The 16801-nt window shown below is 59.7% G+C and carries 19 protein-coding genes; 16 read left to right on the top strand and 3 right to left on the bottom strand.

Annotation, left to right across the window (positions count from 1 at the left end; all coding sequences use genetic code 11):
* Positions 1-9 precede the first annotated feature (9 nt).
* From SJY08_RS19080 to dnaQ, 4 genes are read left to right on the top strand one after another with little or no spacing between them, the layout of a single operon-like run.
* A complete protein-coding gene (locus SJY08_RS19080) occupies positions 10-609 on the top strand; it encodes a Maf family protein (RefSeq protein ID WP_300890190.1) in 600 nt (199 codons plus the stop codon).
* Positions 602-1462 carry a shikimate dehydrogenase gene (locus tag SJY08_RS19075; RefSeq protein WP_377277609.1) on the top strand — a complete coding sequence of 287 codons (861 nt, stop codon included), beginning with the start codon at positions 602-604 and terminating at the stop codon, positions 1460-1462. Before SJY08_RS19080 ends, SJY08_RS19075 begins: the two co-directional genes overlap by 8 nt.
* Complete coding sequence (gene coaE, locus SJY08_RS19070; protein ID WP_377277607.1) at positions 1459-2064, top strand: dephospho-CoA kinase; 606 nt, start codon at positions 1459-1461, stop codon at positions 2062-2064. The genes SJY08_RS19075 and coaE overlap by 4 nt, the downstream gene beginning before the upstream one ends.
* On the top strand, positions 2057-2758 hold the full coding sequence (dnaQ, locus tag SJY08_RS19065; RefSeq protein ID WP_377277605.1) for a DNA polymerase III subunit epsilon: 702 nt from the start codon (positions 2057-2059) through the stop codon (positions 2756-2758). Before coaE ends, dnaQ begins: the two co-directional genes overlap by 8 nt.
* A gap of 49 nt (positions 2759-2807) precedes the next feature.
* On the opposite strand, the gene secB is transcribed toward dnaQ, so the two are convergent.
* A complete protein-coding gene (gene secB / locus SJY08_RS19060) occupies positions 2808-3284 on the bottom strand; it encodes a protein-export chaperone SecB (RefSeq protein ID WP_377277603.1) in 477 nt (158 codons plus the stop codon).
* 86 nt (positions 3285-3370) lie between these two features.
* On the bottom strand, positions 3371-3859 hold the full coding sequence (locus SJY08_RS19055; protein WP_069042727.1) for an FxsA family protein: 489 nt from the start codon (positions 3857-3859) through the stop codon (positions 3371-3373).
* A 148-nt stretch (positions 3860-4007) separates the two neighbouring features.
* Between SJY08_RS19055 and SJY08_RS19050 the strand changes: the two genes are divergently transcribed.
* From SJY08_RS19050 to gyrB, 5 genes are all read left to right on the top strand, one after another.
* Positions 4008-4706 (top strand): Tim44/TimA family putative adaptor protein, encoded by a 699-nt coding sequence (locus SJY08_RS19050; protein ID WP_377277601.1) that lies wholly within the window; start codon positions 4008-4010, stop codon positions 4704-4706.
* Positions 4703-5818 carry a murein transglycosylase A gene (locus tag SJY08_RS19045; RefSeq protein WP_377277599.1) on the top strand — a complete coding sequence of 372 codons (1116 nt, stop codon included), beginning with the start codon at positions 4703-4705 and terminating at the stop codon, positions 5816-5818. Before SJY08_RS19050 ends, SJY08_RS19045 begins: the two co-directional genes overlap by 4 nt.
* Complete coding sequence (locus tag SJY08_RS19040) at positions 5819-6376, top strand: Smr/MutS family protein (RefSeq protein WP_377277597.1); 558 nt, start codon at positions 5819-5821, stop codon at positions 6374-6376.
* Entirely contained in the window at positions 6376-6741 is a 366-nt protein-coding gene (locus SJY08_RS19035; RefSeq protein WP_054150005.1) for a helix-turn-helix domain-containing protein, read from the top strand. The genes SJY08_RS19040 and SJY08_RS19035 overlap by 1 nt, the downstream gene beginning before the upstream one ends.
* Before the next feature lie 141 nt (positions 6742-6882).
* Complete coding sequence (gene gyrB / locus SJY08_RS19030) at positions 6883-9318, top strand: DNA topoisomerase (ATP-hydrolyzing) subunit B (protein WP_377277595.1); 2436 nt, start codon at positions 6883-6885, stop codon at positions 9316-9318.
* Between the two features lie 117 nt (positions 9319-9435).
* Here the strand turns inward: gyrB and SJY08_RS19025 are convergent, their stop codons facing one another.
* Entirely contained in the window at positions 9436-10026 is a 591-nt protein-coding gene (locus tag SJY08_RS19025; RefSeq protein ID WP_377277593.1) for a nitroreductase family protein, read from the bottom strand.
* 275 nt (positions 10027-10301) lie between these two features.
* Between SJY08_RS19025 and SJY08_RS19020 the strand changes: the two genes are divergently transcribed.
* The 7 genes from SJY08_RS19020 (at position 10302) to accD (ending at position 16767) form a co-directional block, all read left to right on the top strand.
* A complete protein-coding gene (locus tag SJY08_RS19020; protein ID WP_069042725.1) occupies positions 10302-11585 on the top strand; it encodes a polyhydroxyalkanoate depolymerase in 1284 nt (427 codons plus the stop codon).
* 144 nt (positions 11586-11729) lie between these two features.
* Positions 11730-12161 carry a DUF2852 domain-containing protein gene (locus tag SJY08_RS19015; protein ID WP_377278672.1) on the top strand — a complete coding sequence of 144 codons (432 nt, stop codon included), beginning with the start codon at positions 11730-11732 and terminating at the stop codon, positions 12159-12161.
* 93 nt (positions 12162-12254) lie between these two features.
* Positions 12255-13013, top strand: coding sequence for a M48 family metallopeptidase (locus SJY08_RS19010; RefSeq protein ID WP_069042724.1), 759 nt, complete (start codon positions 12255-12257; stop codon positions 13011-13013).
* A gap of 73 nt (positions 13014-13086) precedes the next feature.
* Positions 13087-13761, top strand: coding sequence for a phosphoribosylanthranilate isomerase (locus SJY08_RS19005; RefSeq protein WP_377277590.1), 675 nt, complete (start codon positions 13087-13089; stop codon positions 13759-13761).
* The gene (trpB, locus tag SJY08_RS19000) at positions 13758-14978 is read left to right on the top strand and encodes a tryptophan synthase subunit beta (RefSeq protein WP_054149999.1); all 1221 of its coding nucleotides are present in this window, start codon (positions 13758-13760) and stop codon (positions 14976-14978) included. The genes SJY08_RS19005 and trpB overlap by 4 nt, the downstream gene beginning before the upstream one ends.
* 2 nt (positions 14979-14980) lie before the next feature.
* Positions 14981-15820: a tryptophan synthase subunit alpha gene (gene trpA / locus SJY08_RS18995; RefSeq protein WP_069042723.1), complete on the top strand. Its 840-nt coding sequence runs from the start codon at positions 14981-14983 to the stop codon at positions 15818-15820.
* Between the two features lie 38 nt (positions 15821-15858).
* Positions 15859-16767 carry an acetyl-CoA carboxylase, carboxyltransferase subunit beta gene (accD, locus tag SJY08_RS18990; RefSeq protein WP_054149997.1) on the top strand — a complete coding sequence of 303 codons (909 nt, stop codon included), beginning with the start codon at positions 15859-15861 and terminating at the stop codon, positions 16765-16767.
* The last annotated feature ends 34 nt before the right edge of the window (positions 16768-16801 follow it).

Genomic DNA, 16801 nt, shown 5'->3' with positions numbered 1-16801 from the left:
GGTCTCAGCATGGGCTCACCCTTGATTCTCGCGTCGGGCAGCACGGCGCGCCAGATGCTTCTGAAAAATGCCGGCCTCGACTTTATCGCGATCCCGGCGACGGTGGATGAAAGAGCGATCGAGGAAAATCTGCCGCTCGCAGGACGAGACCCGGTATCGGTTGCCCGGCACCTGGCGCTGGCCAAGGCCGTGGATGTGTCGGAGCGCGCTCCAGGCGCCTTCGTCATCGGCTGCGACCAGACCATGTCTCTCGGAAACCAGATCTTTCACAAGGCCGCTTCTCTGGATGAGGCACGGCAGACCTTGATCAGCCTGCGCGGCAAGGCACACTTCCTGAATAGCGCAGTCTGTCTGGTTCGGGATGGCGAGTTGATCTGGAGCGACGTGACGAAAGCCTGCATGCAGGTTCGTGACTTTTCAGATGAGTTCCTGGACGGCTACATCGAGCGCAACGGCAAGTCGATCTTGTCCAGCGTCGGCTGCTATCAGCTCGAAGGGGAGGGCATTCAGCTCTTTGATGCCATCGCCGGCGACTATTTCACCATTCTCGGCCTACCGCTTTTGCCTCTCCTCGCAGCCCTTCGTCAGCACGAGATTAACCATGCGTGATTCACGTGAAACATCTTTTGCTCGTGCTTTTGTCGCCGGCTATCCAATCAAGCATTCTCGCTCGCCTGTGATCCATGGGCACTGGCTTCAATCCTACGGTCTGCCGGGTACCTATGAGAAGATTGCGGTGGCCCCGGAGGACTTTGGCGATTTCATGCTTCGTCTCAAAGACGCAGACAGTTCCTATCGGGGCGGCAACATCACGATCCCGCACAAGGAGGCGGCGAGCAGACTTGTCGATCGGATTGACCCGGTGGCAGAAGAGCTCGGAGCAGCCAATACGCTCTGGCGTGAAGACGGCTTGCTTCACGCGACGAACACCGACGGCATCGGCTTTGTTGCAAATCTCGATGCACAGCACCCGGGATGGGATAAGGTCGATCGCGCCGTGGTTCTGGGAGCAGGGGGAGCCAGCCGTGCCATTCTGCAGGCTCTTCGCGATCGCGGCATCTCAGAAGTTCATGTCGTCAACCGGACGGTCGATCGCGCCCGGGAACTCGTGGACAGGTTCGGGGCACCGCTCCATGCGCACGGCATGGACGCCCTCAATTCCCTTCTGGAAGGTGCCGGGCTGTTCGTGAACACGACATCTTTGGGCATGGATGGCACGGCTGCGCCCCTTCTTCCCTTTGACAGGATGAAGAACGACGCCCTTGTCACCGATATCGTCTACGTCCCTTTGAAGACACCCTTCCTTCAGCAGGCAGAGCAGATTGGTCTGCCGACGGTCGATGGTCTCGGCATGCTTCTGCACCAGGCCGTGCCTGGATTTGAACGATGGTTCGGACAAAAGCCCGAAGTGACTGCTGAGTTGCGCCAACTCGTGCTCGACGACATCGAGGCGCATGCATGATCATCGTGGGGCTCACAGGCTCGATCGGCATGGGCAAGTCCACAACGGCTGCGCTCTTTGCCGACGAAGGTGTGCCCGTCAATGATGCGGATCGCGTGGTTCACGAACTCTACCGCTCGGAAGCCGTCGAGCCCGTCGCACGCATCTTCCCCGATACCATTGTCGACGGCATTGTCGATCGCGCCAAACTGTCGGCGAATCTGGCAAAGAATCCGGCTAAATTTAAAGAGCTCGAAGCGATCGTGCATCCTCTGGTGCGGAACAGGGAATTGACTTTTCTCGAGCAGCAACGCGCACTCGGCCATGCTTTTGTCGTGCTCGACATTCCCTTGTTGTTCGAGACCGGCGGTGAAAAGCGTGTTGACCGGATCGTTGTCGTGAGTTGCGAACCCGAGATGCAGAGAGCGCGGGTGCTGGCACGGCCTGGGATGACCGAAGAGAAGTTCCAGTTGATCCTCTCCAGGCAGGTTCCGGACGCCCAGAAGCGTGCGAGGGCCGATTACGTCATTGATACCGGTCACGGGATTGACAGCGCGCGGGCGCAGGTCAAAACGATCGTCAAAGGACTACGCGAACAGGCGGAGCGGACAGACAATGCGTGAGATCATTTTCGATACGGAAACGACCGGGCTCGACAACAAGGCCGACCGGGTGATCGAAATCGGTGGCATCGAATTGCTCAACCATTTCCCAACCGGTCGCACCTTTCATGTCTACATAAACCCTGCCGACCGAAAGGTTCATCCCGATGCATTGGCGGTGCACGGTATCACCGACGAATTTCTGAAGGACAAGCCGGTCTTCGCAGAGATCGTTTCCGAGCTCCAGGAATTCTTTGAAGGCGCCAAGTGGATCGCGCACAACGCCTCATTCGACATGGGTTTCATCAACGCTGAGTTCGAGCGCCTGAGCCTCGCACCGGTCCCGTCCGATATGGTGATCGACACGCTGGCGCTCGCACGCCGCAAGCATCCGATGGGGCCGAACTCGCTGGACGCCCTCTGCCGTCGATACGGCATCGACAACTCGCACCGTACGAAGCACGGCGCTCTGCTCGACTCCGAACTGCTGGCCGAAGTCTATATCGAGATGCTCGGCGGGCGGCAGGCAGCACTGGGTCTGACGACCATCGACACGCGCCGGAGCCAGACGAGCGAAGTCGATGACGTGATCGAGATCAGCTACGACCGTCCGCGTGCTCTTGCACCACGTCTCTCTGCGGCCGAGGTGGAAGGCCATGCCAAACTCGTCGGGCGTCTTGGCGGCAAAGCGATCTGGTCAAAATACGACGCATGAAAAAAGGGCCCAAAAGGGCCCTTTGCTTTGGCAGATAGAGAATGCTGTCTCAGTTCGGCACCGACTGCGTCTTCGCGCGGGACTGCTCTTCGGCAACACGCTGAGCGAACATCTGGGCGAAGTCGATCGGATCGATCATCAGCGGCGGGAAGCCGCCGTTGCGGGTCGCGTCGGCGATGATCTGACGGGCAAAGGGGAAGAGCAGGCGCGGGCACTCGATGAAGAGAACCGGCAGCATGTGTTCCTGCGGGAAGCCTGAGATGCGGAAGACGCCGCCATAGATCAGTTCGGTCACGAACACGACCTTGTCGCCATCCTTGGCTTCCGCATTCAGCGCCAGGACGACGTCGAAGTCGTTGTCGGAAAGCGGGTTTGCATTGACATTGACGTTTATGTTGATGGCCGGCGCCTTGTCGCGCGCTTGAAGCGAGCGGGGTGCACCCGGATTTTCAAACGAAAGATCCTTGATGTACTGGGCGAGAATATTGAGGGACGGAGAAGCCGTTCCCTGATTGTTGTCGGCCATAGGGCGTGTCCTTGAAGATGAATTGCTAAGGCCATCTAACATTTGAAACTGGCGCTTACAACCCTGCCGGCCAGTGCCGCGGAGCGTCAGTCGCGGCCGATCCGCGGATCCCGCCAAGGCGAGTTCGGGTCCGGTTCACGCTGATACTCGTCGTCGCCGAGGTCGACCACATTCTCGTCTTTGGGGCGGCTCGTCCTGAAACCTGCCTCGGAAAAACTGCTGCGGACAACGAGCCGCGGCTTGATCAGACGCCAGGCGAGATCACGAACGAAGGGTAGGAAGAGCAGAATTCCGATGATATCGCCAAAGAAGCCGGGCACGATCAGAAGAAAGGCAGCCACCACCAGAAGTGCACCGTGAACCAGTTCCCGTCCGGGATCCATGCCTCGCTGCGCCTCGCTCTGCAATCGGCGCAGGATACCCGCCCCCTGATAGCGAAGCAGTATGACACCTGCGAATGCCGACAGAATGATCAGCGCCAGGGTCGGCAACACGCCGATGGCTTGCCCGACCAGGATAAAGCTGGCGATTTCAATGAGCGGTGCGATGAGAAAAAGCACCAGGGGAAGGCGCATGGGCTGCTCCAAACGCCTTTGTGATCCGGATATCGCAAGAGTCGGCGCTTACTCGATGCAAAGAATGCATTGCGCCATTTGAATGATGCGGCGCTGCGGACTATATGGGAGAAGGAAAAATCAAATTCAATCAAGCCTGGCGGTATTCATGGGGTCTAGTGATTTCGTTACATTGTTCTTCCTGGTCGCGGCGGTTCTGATCTTCTTTCAGCTCCGTAGCGTGCTTGGACGACGCACGGGCCATGAAAAGCCGCCGTTCGATCCGTTCGCACAGCGCGATCTGGCCAAGGGTGCAGCGCGAGACGATGGCAAGGTTGTCACCCTTCCGCGCCGCGAGGATGGCAACGCTGAAGATCGCTATGTGGCCGTGGACGCCTACGCGCCTGCCGGCACAGCCCTGAACGATCAGCTGCGCGAACTTCTGCGCCACGACGCGAGCTTCAACCCGAAGGAATTCCTGAACGGTGCCAAGATCGCTTACGAGATGATCGTCATGGCCTATGCCGATGGCGACCGGAAGGCTTTGAAAGGACTGCTCTCCCGCGAGGTCTTCGACGGTTTCGAAAGCGCAATCGCCGATCGCGAGAGCCGCGGCGAGATCGTGAAGTCGACTTTTGTCGGCATCGAGAAGGCGGACATCATCCAGGCATCCGCTCGTGAGAACGAGGAGCAGGTGACCGTTCGCATCGTCAGCCAGTTGATCACGGCCACCTACGACAAGGTGGGCGACATCATTGATGGCGATGCCGAGGCGGTGTCCGAGGTGAATGACGTGTGGACCTTCGCCCGCGATGTGCGCTCGCGCGATCCGAACTGGAAGCTGATCGCGACCGAAGCAGAACAATGAACGATCTCAGCGCCTGTCGTCTGAGGCCGGCATCCTTCGATGATCTGCCCGGCTGGTCATCCGACGATCCGTCATCCCTTTGGCCTGCCTTGACCGACTGTAGGAGATACCTGCAGTCGGTCAAACCATATAAGCCAGGTGCCTTGGGACTGACCGCCGAAGATCTGATGCCTCTGCTGGACGCTGCATCGACGCACAGTCCGGATAACGCAGCTCAGGCGCGGCTTTTCTTCGAACAGCGAACGCGACCCTTCCTGGTCGAGCCCAACGGCCAAAACGCAGGTCTGGTCACGGCATTCTACGAGCCTGAAGTCGCTGTCAGCGATCGGCCCGATGACGAATACCGCCATCCCTTCTATCGTCGTCCTCTGGATCTCGTGGACGTGGATGACGCCAACCGAACCGCCGACCTTGAAGTCGGTTACGCATTCGCTCTACGCACAGACAATGGCCTCAAGCCGTATCCGGATCGCCGCGACATTGATCGGGGCTGGCTCGAAGGCAGAGGGCTCGAAATCGCCTGGGCTCGCTCGAAGGTCGATGTGTTCTTCGCCCATGTCCAGGGTGCTGCACGGTTGCGATATCCCGATGGACGCCTGCGTCGGATAACCTATGCGGCCAAGGCCGGTCATCCTTTCTCCGGCATTGGGCGCCTGCTGATCGATAGGGGGGAGATCCCGGAAGCCAATATCTCCATGCAGTCGATCAGGGCCTGGCTCGCTGCTCATCCGGATCGCGTCGACGAGATCCTCTGGCACAACCGATCCTACATCCTCTTCCGGGAGGCGGAGGTTGACGATCTCACCCGTGGTCCGATTGCGGCCGCCAAGGTACCGCTGATTGCGGGCCGATCTCTCGCGGTTGATCGCCAAATCCATACTTTCGGATTTCCTTTCTTCATCCATGCCAAGGGATTGACGCATATGGATGGCGGACGCGATTTCGCGCGGACCATGCTGGCGCTCGATACCGGTTCTGCAATCGTCGGACCTGCACGCGGGGATATCTTTACGGGCTCCGGAGATGAGGCGGGCGAGTTGGCAGGGGCCGTGCGCAACGCAGCCGACTTCTATATACTCATCCCGAAGCAGGCGGCAGAGAGGTTTGTCTGAGTGTCGGGTGGACCAAAGCTCAATCCGGAAGATCGCATCCTCTGGGGCAAGGTCGCGCGTTCGACCCGCCCGATGCCCGGACGTATGGAAGACCTGCTGAGTTTCGAAGATCAGTTCGAGACTCCGGTAGAAGAGAAGGACGTGCCCGCTCTCAATCGGACCGCCATCTCATCGTCGACCTCGGCCACTGATCCTGAGCGTAAGTCCGCACCCCGAATCCACCACCCCCTCGAAAAACCGGTCAAGCGCAAGCTCTCTCGCGGTCACCTGGCGCTTGAAGCTCGGATCGATCTGCACGGACTGATCCAGAGTGAGGCGCATGGAATGCTGCTCGATTTCCTCATCCGGGCGCATGATCGGGGTTTGCGCCATGTCCTCGTGATTACTGGCAAGGGAAGCTCGCTGGGGAGTGAAGGCGCCTTGAAGCGCGCGGTGCCGCTCTGGTTTTCCCTGCCGGAATTCCGTTTCCTGATTTCCTCCTACGAGCCTGCCGCACGTCAGCATGGCGGGGAGGGGGCTCTTTATGTGCGGCTCTCCCGCCGCGGACAGGAGCGCTGATGACGCCTTTCGGTGACGCGTTACGGCAGTTGCGGGAACGCAAGGGTGTCTCTCAGAAGGAGATGGCCGCAGCGATCGGGGTCTCTCCAGCCTATCTCTCGGCACTCGAACACGGCCGGCGCGGCCTACCAAATTTCGACTTTCTCCAGCGCGTTGCAGGCTATTTCAACATTATCTGGGACGAGGCGGAGGAGCTCTTCTCGACGGCCGGCCGTTCCGATCCACGAGTGGTCGTGGACACATCAGGCATGAAGCCGGAATACACGGCTTTCGCCAACGATCTTTCGAAGCTGATTCGCCAGCTCTCCCCGGATGTGATACGAGACATGCAGGATATTCTGGATGGCGCCAAAAAACGGCCGTGAAGGGGTTGAAAAGCCCTCTCTATCCACCAGAAACAACGCCCTCGCCTTTGGAACTCAGGCCAAAACCCCTATAGTCGGGCCACTTGAAGCTGCTGATTCGAATCAGCCGGGCCTTTGAGAATTGACTGGAAAGATTGCTGAATGACCGACTTGCCGATCGCGGAAAATGATGCACCGGCCGAATATGGCGCTGACTCGATCAAGGTTCTGAAGGGACTGGACGCCGTCCGCAAGCGCCCCGGCATGTATATCGGTGACACAGACGACGGCTCGGGCCTTCACCACATGGTTTATGAAGTCGTCGACAACGCGATCGATGAGGCCCTGGCTGGTCACGCTGACATCGTCACGGTCACCTTGAACGCGGATGGTTCGGTCACGGTAACCGACAACGGTCGTGGTATTCCGACGGATATCCACACCGGCGAAGGCGTTTCGGCTGCCGAGGTCATCATGACCCAGCTGCATGCCGGCGGTAAGTTCGACCAGAATTCCTACAAGGTCTCCGGCGGTCTGCACGGCGTCGGCGTATCCGTCGTCAATGCGCTATCGGTCAAACTCACCCTCAAGATCCGCCGCAACAACAAGCTGCATGAAATCACTTTTACCCATGGCGTAGCCGACGGTCCGCTGAAGGTGATCGGTGAATATGAGGGCCGTTCGGGAACGGAAGTCACCTTCCTTCCGAGCACCGAGACCTTCACCAAGGTCGATTTCGACTATGGAACGCTCGAGCATCGCCTTCGCGAGCTCGCCTTCCTGAATTCCGGTGTCCGCATTCTTCTGACCGACAAGCGCAAGTCCGACATCCGCCAGGAAGAAATGCTCTATGACGGCGGTCTCGAAGCCTTTGTCCGCTATCTCGATCGCTCCAAGAAGCCGCTCGTCGACAAGCCTGTCGCCATCAAGGGTGAGAAGGATGGGATCACCGTCGAAGTCGCCATGTGGTGGAATGACAGCTACCACGAGAATGTGCTCTGCTTCACCAACAACATTCCCCAACGCGACGGCGGCACCCATATGGCCGGCTTCCGCGCCGCTCTGACCCGTCAGGTGACGTCCTATGCGGATAGCTCGGGGATCACCAAGAAGGAGAAGGTGTCGCTGCAGGGTGAAGACTGCCGCGAAGGTCTTTCGGCTGTCCTCTCGGTAAAGGTACCGGATCCGAAGTTCTCGTCCCAGACGAAAGACAAGCTCGTTTCGTCCGAGGTACGCCCGGTCGTCGAAAACCTCGTCAACGAAGCGCTCAGCACCTGGTTCGAGGAACACCCCACGGAAGCCAAGATCCTGGTCGGCAAGGTGGTCGAGGCCGCTGTTGCCCGCGAAGCCGCCCGCAAGGCGCGTGAACTCACCCGCCGCAAGGGCGCACTCGATATCGCTTCTCTCCCCGGCAAGCTCGCCGACTGCTCCGAGCGCGATCCGGCCAAATCCGAACTCTTCCTCGTCGAGGGTGACTCGGCAGGTGGCTCCGCGAAGCAGGGCCGTTCGCGCGAAAACCAGGCGATCCTGCCGCTGCGTGGTAAGATCCTCAACGTCGAGCGCGCCCGCTTCGACAAGATGCTCTCGAGCCAGGAAATCGGCACGCTGATCACAGCGCTCGGCACATCCATCGGCAAGGACGAGTTCAACGCCGACAAGCTGCGCTACCACAAGATCATCATCATGACCGATGCTGACGTCGACGGCGCACATATCAGAACGCTTCTGCTGACATTCTTCTTCCGTCAGATGCCGGAATTGATCGAGCGCGGCCATCTCTACATCGCCCAGCCGCCGCTCTATAAGGTTTCGCGCGGCAAGTCCGTCCAGTACCTAAAGGACGAGAAGGCGCTGGAAGACTATCTGATCACCATGGGTCTCGAAGAGGCAACGCTGACGCTCGCCAATGGCGAAGTCCGCGCCGGCCAGGACCTGCGCGACGTGATCCAGGACGCGTTGCGTCTGCGGTCACTCATCGACGGCATGCATTCCCGCTACAACCGCAATGTCATCGAGCAGGCAGCAATTGCCGGCGCGCTGAACCCGGAGCTGACGGGCAACCGCCAGCAGGCGGAAGCGACAGCAGCGCTTGTCGCAAGCCGGCTCGACATGATCGCCGAAGACACCGAACGGGGCTGGCAAGGTTTCGTCACCGACGAAGGCGGCCTTCGCTTCGAGCGTATGGTCCGCGGCGTCAAGGAAGTCGCTGCCGTAGATGTGGCCCTCATAGGTTCGGCGGACGCTCGCCACATGGACCAGATGTCCGCCCGCCTGCGCGAGATCTACTCCGAACCGCCGGTTCTCACCCGTAAGGACGGCCGTAGCGACATGTCCGGCCCGCGCGCCCTTCTGGATTCGATCTTTGCAACCGGCCGCAAGGGCCTTTCCATGCAGCGATACAAGGGTCTCGGTGAAATGAATGCCGAGCAGCTATGGGAAACCACGCTCGATCCGAACGTACGCTCTCTACTTCAGGTCCGGGTCAACGACGCGACCGACGCCGACGGCCTGTTCTCGCGCCTCATGGGCGACGAGGTCGAACCTCGCCGCGAGTTCATTCAGGACAACGCGCTCAGCGTCGCCAACCTCGACATCTGAGATCTGCAGATGGCAAGTCAAAAGGGCCGCTCCTCAGGAGCGGCCCTTTTTCTTGATCAACAGGTTTCGTTGTTGAGATGGTTAACGTGATTCACGTGAAACCATGAATGCGCGGGCTCAGAAACGTCCCTCGAATGCCACTTCAGCCAGAGCCTTGCGACCATTCGGCGTTTCCTTCGAACGCAGACCTTCCGGCAGCGCTTCCTTGTCACCCAGCTTGCCGATGGCCACCGCTGCGTTGATGTGGAAACCATCAGGCGCGCCCAGCTCGGAGACGGCCCGATCGAAGTCGAAGCCGGTCATCGCGTGGGCGAAATAGCCCGACTTGATGGCCTGAACCGAGAGCAGACCCCAGGCAGCACCCGCGTCGAAACTGTGGCTGCGATAGGACTTCGGCTCCGAACCATCAGCCGGACGGCTCAGCGTGTCGGAAAAGATGAAGACGAGGGCCGCGGCATTCTTGGCCCAACCCTGGTTGAACTCGATCAGGATAGCGAGAAACTTGTCGAACTCAGGTGTTCCCTTCAGGGCGTAGATGAAGCGCCAGGGCTGGTAGTTGAACGCTGACGGCGCCCAATGGGCGGCATCGAGGATGGTCAGGAGATCTTCCTTCGGCATCGTGCTTCCGTCAAAGGCACGCGGCGACCATCGATCGAGAAAGATCGGGTCCACATTGTATTCGGACTGGCGGTGATTGCTGCTGGTCATGGTGTTCCTTCACACATGTCTTGGGATGACGGATGGAACAAACATCAATTCGCAAGCCTCGGAAAGGGTCGCGGCTGCAAATTCGGGTGAACACTGTGATCGTTGATTAACCCCATCGAGGGGAGGGAACCTTAAGGCTTTTCGAACATCATCCGAAGTCATGAGACTTTATGTGCTGCGAAAGGAGGGATAATCCGGGCTTTTGCGATGCACAAAGTCTGTTAGTGTAGCGAATGAACGCGGACCCTCTGGTCCGACAAAAAGGTACAGAACCCATGTTCTATCAGCTCTATGAACTGAACCATGCATTCATGGCGCCATTCCGGGCAACAGCGGACGCGATGAACCTGGCATGGAGAAACCCGCTCAACCCTTGGTCCCATACGGTCGTCGGGCGTTCATTCTCAGCGGGCTTTGAAGTTTTCGAACGTGTGACGCGCCGCTACGGCAAGCCCGCCTTCGGCCTCCCGACAACCAGGATCGGGGATGAAAGCGTCACGGTCGAGGAAGAAATCGTCTGGCGCAAGCCTTTCTGCGACCTGATCCATTTCAAGCGCCATCTTCCAGCCGGCACCGAAAAGGGTCCGCGCATCCTCATCGTCGCACCCATGTCGGGCCACTACGCGACCTTGCTCCGTGGGACGGTAGAGGCACTGCTGCCGAGTGCGGACCTTTACATCACCGACTGGATCGATGCCCGTATGGTGCCGGTGACCGAAGGCGATTTCGATCTCGACGACTATATCGATTACGTCATCGACATCCTTCATCACCTCGGTCCTGACACCCATGTGGTCGCGGTCTGTCAGCCCTCCGTTCCCGTGCTGGCCGCCGTCGCCGTCATGGAAGGTGAGGGGGACGTCTGCGCACCGTCCTCGATGACACTCATGGGTGGCCCCATCGACACGCGCATCAACCCGACGGCCGTCAATCAACTGGCCCAGGACAAGCCGCTCGAATGGTTCCGCGACAACGTCATCATGCAGGTGCCGTGGCCGCAGCCCGGCTTCATGCGTCAGGTCTATCCGGGCTTCCTGCAGCTCTCGGGATTTATGTCGATGAACCTTGATCGGCACATGATTGCGCACAAGGAGTTTTACATGCACCTCGTCAAGAACGACGGGGAACCGGCCGAGAAGCACCGCGACTTCTACGATGAATATCTGGCGGTCATGGACCTCACGGCGGAATTCTATCTTCAGACCGTCGAGACGGTGTTCATCAAGCACTCCCTGCCCAAGGGTGAGATGATGCATCGCAACAAGCGCGTCGACACGACAGCGATCCGCAACGTCGCGCTTTTGACAGTCGAAGGCGAAAACGACGACATCTCGGGTCTCGGTCAGACCAAGGCGGCGCAGACGATCTGCACCAACATCCCCGACGATATGCGCCTGCACTACATGCAGCCGGACGTTGGCCACTACGGCGTCTTCAATGGCTCGCGTTTCCGTCGCGAAATCGCGCCGCGGATTGTCGAATTCGCCCGCACACACGGCAAGAAGGCCAAGACCACCACTCCGGTTAAGCGGGTCATCAAGGGCGGCAAGGCTCTCTGACATTTTCGTCATTCCGAATTTAAGAAGCGGATTCAGTCGGTTCTCCGATTGGGTCCGCTTCTTTCTTGAAGGGCAGGGCGGCATTTCCCACATCGAAACCATCGGACGGCATTCCGCTGTCCGCGCAAAACGAGGTTATCGATGATGAACCAGTCAGCACTGCTTCGGCCGGATTGGACTCCGGCAACCGTCGCCTTGATGGTGCTCGGCTTCATGGTCTTCTGGCCGCTCGGTCTGGCCATGCTTGCCTATATCCTGTTCGGCGAGAAGTTTCAGAACTTCAAGCGGGAAGCCAATCAGAAGGCGGATAGTGCCTTCGCCTGGTGCCGCTCCAACAGCTATACTGCGCCTGCCTCAACCGGGAATGTCGCCTTCGACGAGTGGCGCAAGACCGAACTCGAGCGTCTCGACGAAGAACGTCGCCGTCTCGATGAGATGCGTGCCGAATTCGACAACTACGCCCGCGAACTGCGTCGGGCGAAGGACCAGGAAGAGTTCGACCGCTTCATGCGCGACCGTCAGCAGATGAAGACTTCAGGCGAGGGCGGTCCCGCCCAGGGTTTCACCGGCAACTGACCGGTCGAGCCATCCTGTCGCAACCGGGGTCGGCGCTCGTGCGCCGACCTTTTTTGTTGCAAGAAGAGCTCCCGAATCGGCTAGAACACACGCATGTTTCCCCTGCTGAAAAAGCTGACACCGCAGAGAGCCCCGGCGATCCAGCTGGAGCGGGCGATTGCCGTGGATGGACGGTCCATTCCGCTGACCATCAGAAAGAACAGCCGCGCGACCCGCATCACGCTCAGGATCGAGCCCGGCGGGCGCGCTTTGAAGATGACAATTCCGCCAGGGCTGCGCGAACGGGACATCGATGACTTTCTCGATCGCCACCAGGGCTGGCTCAGCACCAAGCTCAAGCGCCAGAAAACGGTCGGCGCCATTGAGGATGGCGGAGACATTCTACTCCGAGGCATTCCCCATCGTATCGTCCATACAGGTCAGTTGCGCGGCCTGACCCAATCGATCGACAGCGAGATTGGCCATGTCCTCAGCGTCAGCGGCCTTGAGGACCATTTGCCGAGGCGCGTCGCCGATTTCCTCAAGAAGGAAGCACGCCATGACCTCGAGCGCCTCGTGGCTCTGCATGCCAGAAATGTCGGCAAGCCAGTCAAGAGCATGACGCTGAAGGATACCCGCAGCAGATGGGGATCCTGTTCCTGGGACGGCAAGCTGAGCTTTTCCTGGCGCATTGTCATGGCGCCGCCTCTGGTCATCGACTATCTCGCTGCTCACGAGGTTGCGCATTTGCGGGAGATGAACCACGGTCCGGCCTTCTGGGCACTTTGCAAGGAGCTCTGCCCACCCATGGACGAAGCGAAGTCCTGGCTGAAGCGTCATGGCTCGGCCCTTCATGCTATAGACTTCGACTGATTGACCCCGCGACCTTTCAGCCTCTGTCGCAAATTGGCTCGACTCTTTTTTGATTTCGTGCGACTTCGCTGCCATGAGACCCGATATCAAGATCTGCGGACTGAAGACGCCGGAGGCGGTCGATCGTGCGGCCGACCGCGGCGCGAGCCATATCGGCTTCATTTTCTTTGAAAAGAGCCCGCGCAACATCGAGCCTGATATCGCAGGTGTGCTCGCAGACCGCGTTCGCGGCCGGGTGAAAAGCGTCGCGGTGACAGTCGATGCAGACAATGACGATCTCGACGAGATTATTGCGCTTATGCGTCCTGATATCCTGCAGTTCCATGGCCACGAAAGCCCGGAACGGCTGCTGACAGTCAAGGCGGTCACCGGTCTTCCGATTATGAAGGCATTTTCCATTCGCGATGCCGATGACCTGAGGCGTATCGAGCCCTATATCGGGATTGCTGATCGTTTTCTCTTCGATGCCAAACCGCCTGTGGGCTCCGATTTGCCCGGCGGCAATGGCGTCACCTTCGATTGGCGTCTCTTGCGTTCGCTTGACGACAGCGTCGATTACATGCTTTCCGGAGGCCTCAACAAGGCCAATATCGCAGAGGCCCTGCGGGAAACCGGAGCACGGGCAATCGACGTATCCTCTGGCGTGGAATCTGCGCCGGGCGTCAAGGATCTGCAGATAATGAATGAGTTTTTTGCGGCCGTTGCCGAGGCAAGTCGTGCACAGCCGGTTTCAGGGAGTGTCAAGTGAACCAGTCACCGAAACCCAATTCCTTCCGTGAAGGTCCAGACGAAGACGGCCGCTTCGGCATCTTCGGTGGCCGTTTCGTCGCCGAGACGCTGATGCCGCTGATCCTGGACCTGCAGGCGGAATGGGAAAAGGCGAAAACGGATCCGGAATTCCAGGCCGAACTGGCGCATCTCAACACCCATTATACCGGTCGCCCAAGCCCGCTCTATTTCGCCGAGCGTCTGACCGAAGAACTCGGTGGCGCAAAGATCTACTTCAAGCGCGATGAGCTGAACCACACCGGTTCGCACAAGATCAACAACTGCCTCGGCCAGATCCTGCTCGCCAAGCGCATGGGCAAGACCCGTATCATCGCTGAAACCGGCGCCGGCCAGCATGGTGTGGCCTCTGCCACGGTCGCCGCTCGCTTCGGCATCCCTTGCGTCGTCTACATGGGCGCGACCGACGTCGAGCGCCAGGCGCCGAACGTTTTCCGCATGAAGCTGCTCGGTGCCGAAGTGAAGCCGGTAACCTCTGGCCATGGCACCCTCAAGGACGCAATGAACGAGGCGTTGCGCGACTGGGTCACCAATGTCGACGACACCTATTACATGATCGGCACAGCCGCCGGCCCGCATCCCTATCCGGAAATGGTCCGCGACTTCCAGTCGGTCATCGGCCGCGAAACGCGCGAGCAGATGCTGGCTGCGGAAGGCCGCCTGCCGGACATGCTGATTGCTGCCGTCGGTGGTGGTTCGAACGCGATCGGCCTCTTCCATCCCTTCCTGGATGACGAGAGTGTCCGCATCGTTGGCGTCGAAGCCGGTGGCAAGGGCCTCGAAGGCGAGGAGCACTGCGCTTCGCTGACCGCAGGTACGCCCGGTGTCCTGCATGGCAACCGCACCTATCTGCTGCAGGACGGCGACGGCCAGATCAAGGAAGGTCACTCGATCTCCGCCGGCCTCGATTATCCGGGTATTGGCCCGGAGCATTCCTGGCTGAAGGATATGGGCCGCGTCGAATACGTTCCGATCAGGGACGACGAGGCGCTCGCCGCCTTCCAGCTGCTGACGCGCACCGAAGGCATCATCCCGGCGCTCGAGCCGAGCCATGCGCTCGCCGAAGTCGTCAAGCGCGCCCCGAAGATGGACAAGGACCAGATCATTGTGATGAACCTCTGCGGCCGCGGCGACAAGGATATCTTCACTGTCGGCAAGATTCTCGGTATGGGGCTCTGATCATGACTGCGCGTATGGACCAACGTTTCGCTGCACTGAAAGCAGAAGGCCGCCCGGCTCTCGTCACCTATTTCATGGGTGGCGATCCGGACTACGACACGTCGCTCGCGATCATGAAGGCTCTGCCGGAAGCCGGCGCCGACGTTATCGAGCTCGGCATGCCCTTCTCGGATCCCATGGCCGATGGCCCGGCGATCCAGCTTGCCGGCCAGCGGGCCCTCAAAGCCGGCCAAACCCTCGTTCGCACGCTCGATCTGGCGCGTGAATTCCGCAAGACGGACAACGAAACGCCGATCGTCATGATGGGTTACTACAACCCGATCTACGTCTATGGCGTCGAGCGTTTCCTCGACGACGCATTGGCTGCCGGCATCGATGGCCTGATCGTTGTCGATCTGCCGCCGGAAATGGATGACGAACTTTGCATCCCGGCCCGTAGCCGGGACATCAACTTCATCCGTCTGGCAACCCCGACAACCGACGACAAGCGTTTGCCCACCGTTCTCAAGAACACCTCGGGCTTCGTGTATTACGTCTCGATGAACGGCATCACCGGTTCGGCACTGCCGGATCCCTCGCGTGTTGCCGGTGCCGTCCAGCGCATCAAGGCGCATACAGACCTGCCGATCTGCGTCGGCTTCGGCGTCAAGACCGCCGAGCATGCCCGCCTGATCGGCGCCAATGCCGATGGCGTCGTGGTTGGGACCGCGATCGTCAATCAGGTTGCTACAAATCTCACAGCCGATGGCAAAGCGACGGCGGATACGGTTCAGGCCGTCGCCACGCTGGTGCGCGGACTGGCAACCGGCGTGCGGTCTGCACGCCTTGCTGCTGCCGAATAAGCATCCCATATGGGCTTTAAATATCAGGAGTAAGCCGCGTGAACTGGATCACCAACTATGTGCGCCCGCGCATCAATTCCATGCTGGGTCGCCGCGAAGTTCCGGAAAATCTCTGGATCAAGTGCCCGGAAACGGGCGAGATGGTCTTCCATAAGGACCTGGAAGAGAACAAGTGGGTGATCCCGGCTTCCGGCTATCACATGAAGATGCCGGCGAAGTCGCGCCTGATCGATCTCTTCGACGGAGGCCAGTTCGAAGCCCTGCCGCAGCCGAAAGTCGCGCAGGATCCGCTGAAGTTCCGCGATTCCAAGAAATACACCGACCGTCTTCGTGACAGCCGCGTGAAGACGGATCAGGAAGACACGATCGTTGCCGGCGTCGGCACGGTGCAGGGCCTGAAGCTCGTTGCCGTCGTCCACGAGTTCAACTTCATGGGCGGTTCGCTCGGCATTGCCGCTGGCGAAGCGATCGTGAAGGCCTTCGAACGCGCCATCAAGGAAAAGTGCCCGCTGGTCATGTTCCCGGCTTCGGGTGGCGCCCGCATGCAGGAGGGTATCCTCTCGCTGATGCAGCTGCCGCGCACCACGGTTGCCGTCGACATGCTGAAGGAAGCCGGCCAGCCCTACATCGTCGTCCTCACCAACCCGACTACGGGCGGCGTAACGGCATCTTACGCCATGCTGGGCGACCTCCACATTGCCGAACCGGGTGCCGAGATCTGCTTTGCCGGCAAGCGCGTTATCGAGCAGACGATCCGCGAGAAGCTGCCTGAAGGCTTCCAGACCTCGGAATACCTGCTGGAACACGGCATGGTCGACATGGTCGTCAAGCGTCACGACATTCCTGACACGCTCGCGCGCGTCCTGAAGATTATGACCAAGCGCCCTGCCAACGACACGGCGGTCCCTGCGAAGGTGGCAGAGCCGGTCGAGAAGGCCTCGGCCTGAGCCGCGTTTTCTGTGAGGCCGCGGTCGCGGAACG

The organism is Rhizobium sp. R86522 (genome assembly GCF_042466255.1).
Taxonomy (GTDB): domain Bacteria; phylum Pseudomonadota; class Alphaproteobacteria; order Rhizobiales; family Rhizobiaceae; genus Allorhizobium.
The sequence above is the reverse complement of the archived record's forward strand: the minus strand, read 5'-3'. Positions and strand labels throughout refer to the sequence as shown.

Coding starts and splice junctions, on each gene's coding strand:
- SJY08_RS19045 (WP_377277599.1), top strand. CDS start 4,703: ATGAACGATCTCAGCGCCTGTCGTCTGAGGCCGGCATCCTTCGATGAT.
- dnaQ (WP_377277605.1), top strand. CDS start 2,057: ATGCGTGAGATCATTTTCGATACGGAAACGACCGGGCTCGACAACAAG.
- SJY08_RS19050 (WP_377277601.1), top strand. CDS start 4,008: ATGGGGTCTAGTGATTTCGTTACATTGTTCTTCCTGGTCGCGGCGGTT.
- SJY08_RS19025 (WP_377277593.1), bottom strand. CDS start 10,026: ATGACCAGCAGCAATCACCGCCAGTCCGAATACAATGTGGACCCGATC.
- SJY08_RS19075 (WP_377277609.1), top strand. CDS start 602: ATGCGTGATTCACGTGAAACATCTTTTGCTCGTGCTTTTGTCGCCGGC.
- SJY08_RS19035 (WP_054150005.1), top strand. CDS start 6,376: ATGACGCCTTTCGGTGACGCGTTACGGCAGTTGCGGGAACGCAAGGGT.
- SJY08_RS19010 (WP_069042724.1), top strand. CDS start 12,255: ATGTTTCCCCTGCTGAAAAAGCTGACACCGCAGAGAGCCCCGGCGATC.
- SJY08_RS19055 (WP_069042727.1), bottom strand. CDS start 3,859: ATGCGCCTTCCCCTGGTGCTTTTTCTCATCGCACCGCTCATTGAAATC.
- trpA (WP_069042723.1), top strand. CDS start 14,981: ATGACTGCGCGTATGGACCAACGTTTCGCTGCACTGAAAGCAGAAGGC.
- coaE (WP_377277607.1), top strand. CDS start 1,459: ATGATCATCGTGGGGCTCACAGGCTCGATCGGCATGGGCAAGTCCACA.
- SJY08_RS19005 (WP_377277590.1), top strand. CDS start 13,087: ATGAGACCCGATATCAAGATCTGCGGACTGAAGACGCCGGAGGCGGTC.
- SJY08_RS19015 (WP_377278672.1), top strand. CDS start 11,730: ATGAACCAGTCAGCACTGCTTCGGCCGGATTGGACTCCGGCAACCGTC.
- SJY08_RS19020 (WP_069042725.1), top strand. CDS start 10,302: ATGTTCTATCAGCTCTATGAACTGAACCATGCATTCATGGCGCCATTC.
- SJY08_RS19080 (WP_300890190.1), top strand. CDS start 10: ATGGGCTCACCCTTGATTCTCGCGTCGGGCAGCACGGCGCGCCAGATG.
- secB (WP_377277603.1), bottom strand. CDS start 3,284: ATGGCCGACAACAATCAGGGAACGGCTTCTCCGTCCCTCAATATTCTC.
- gyrB (WP_377277595.1), top strand. CDS start 6,883: ATGACCGACTTGCCGATCGCGGAAAATGATGCACCGGCCGAATATGGC.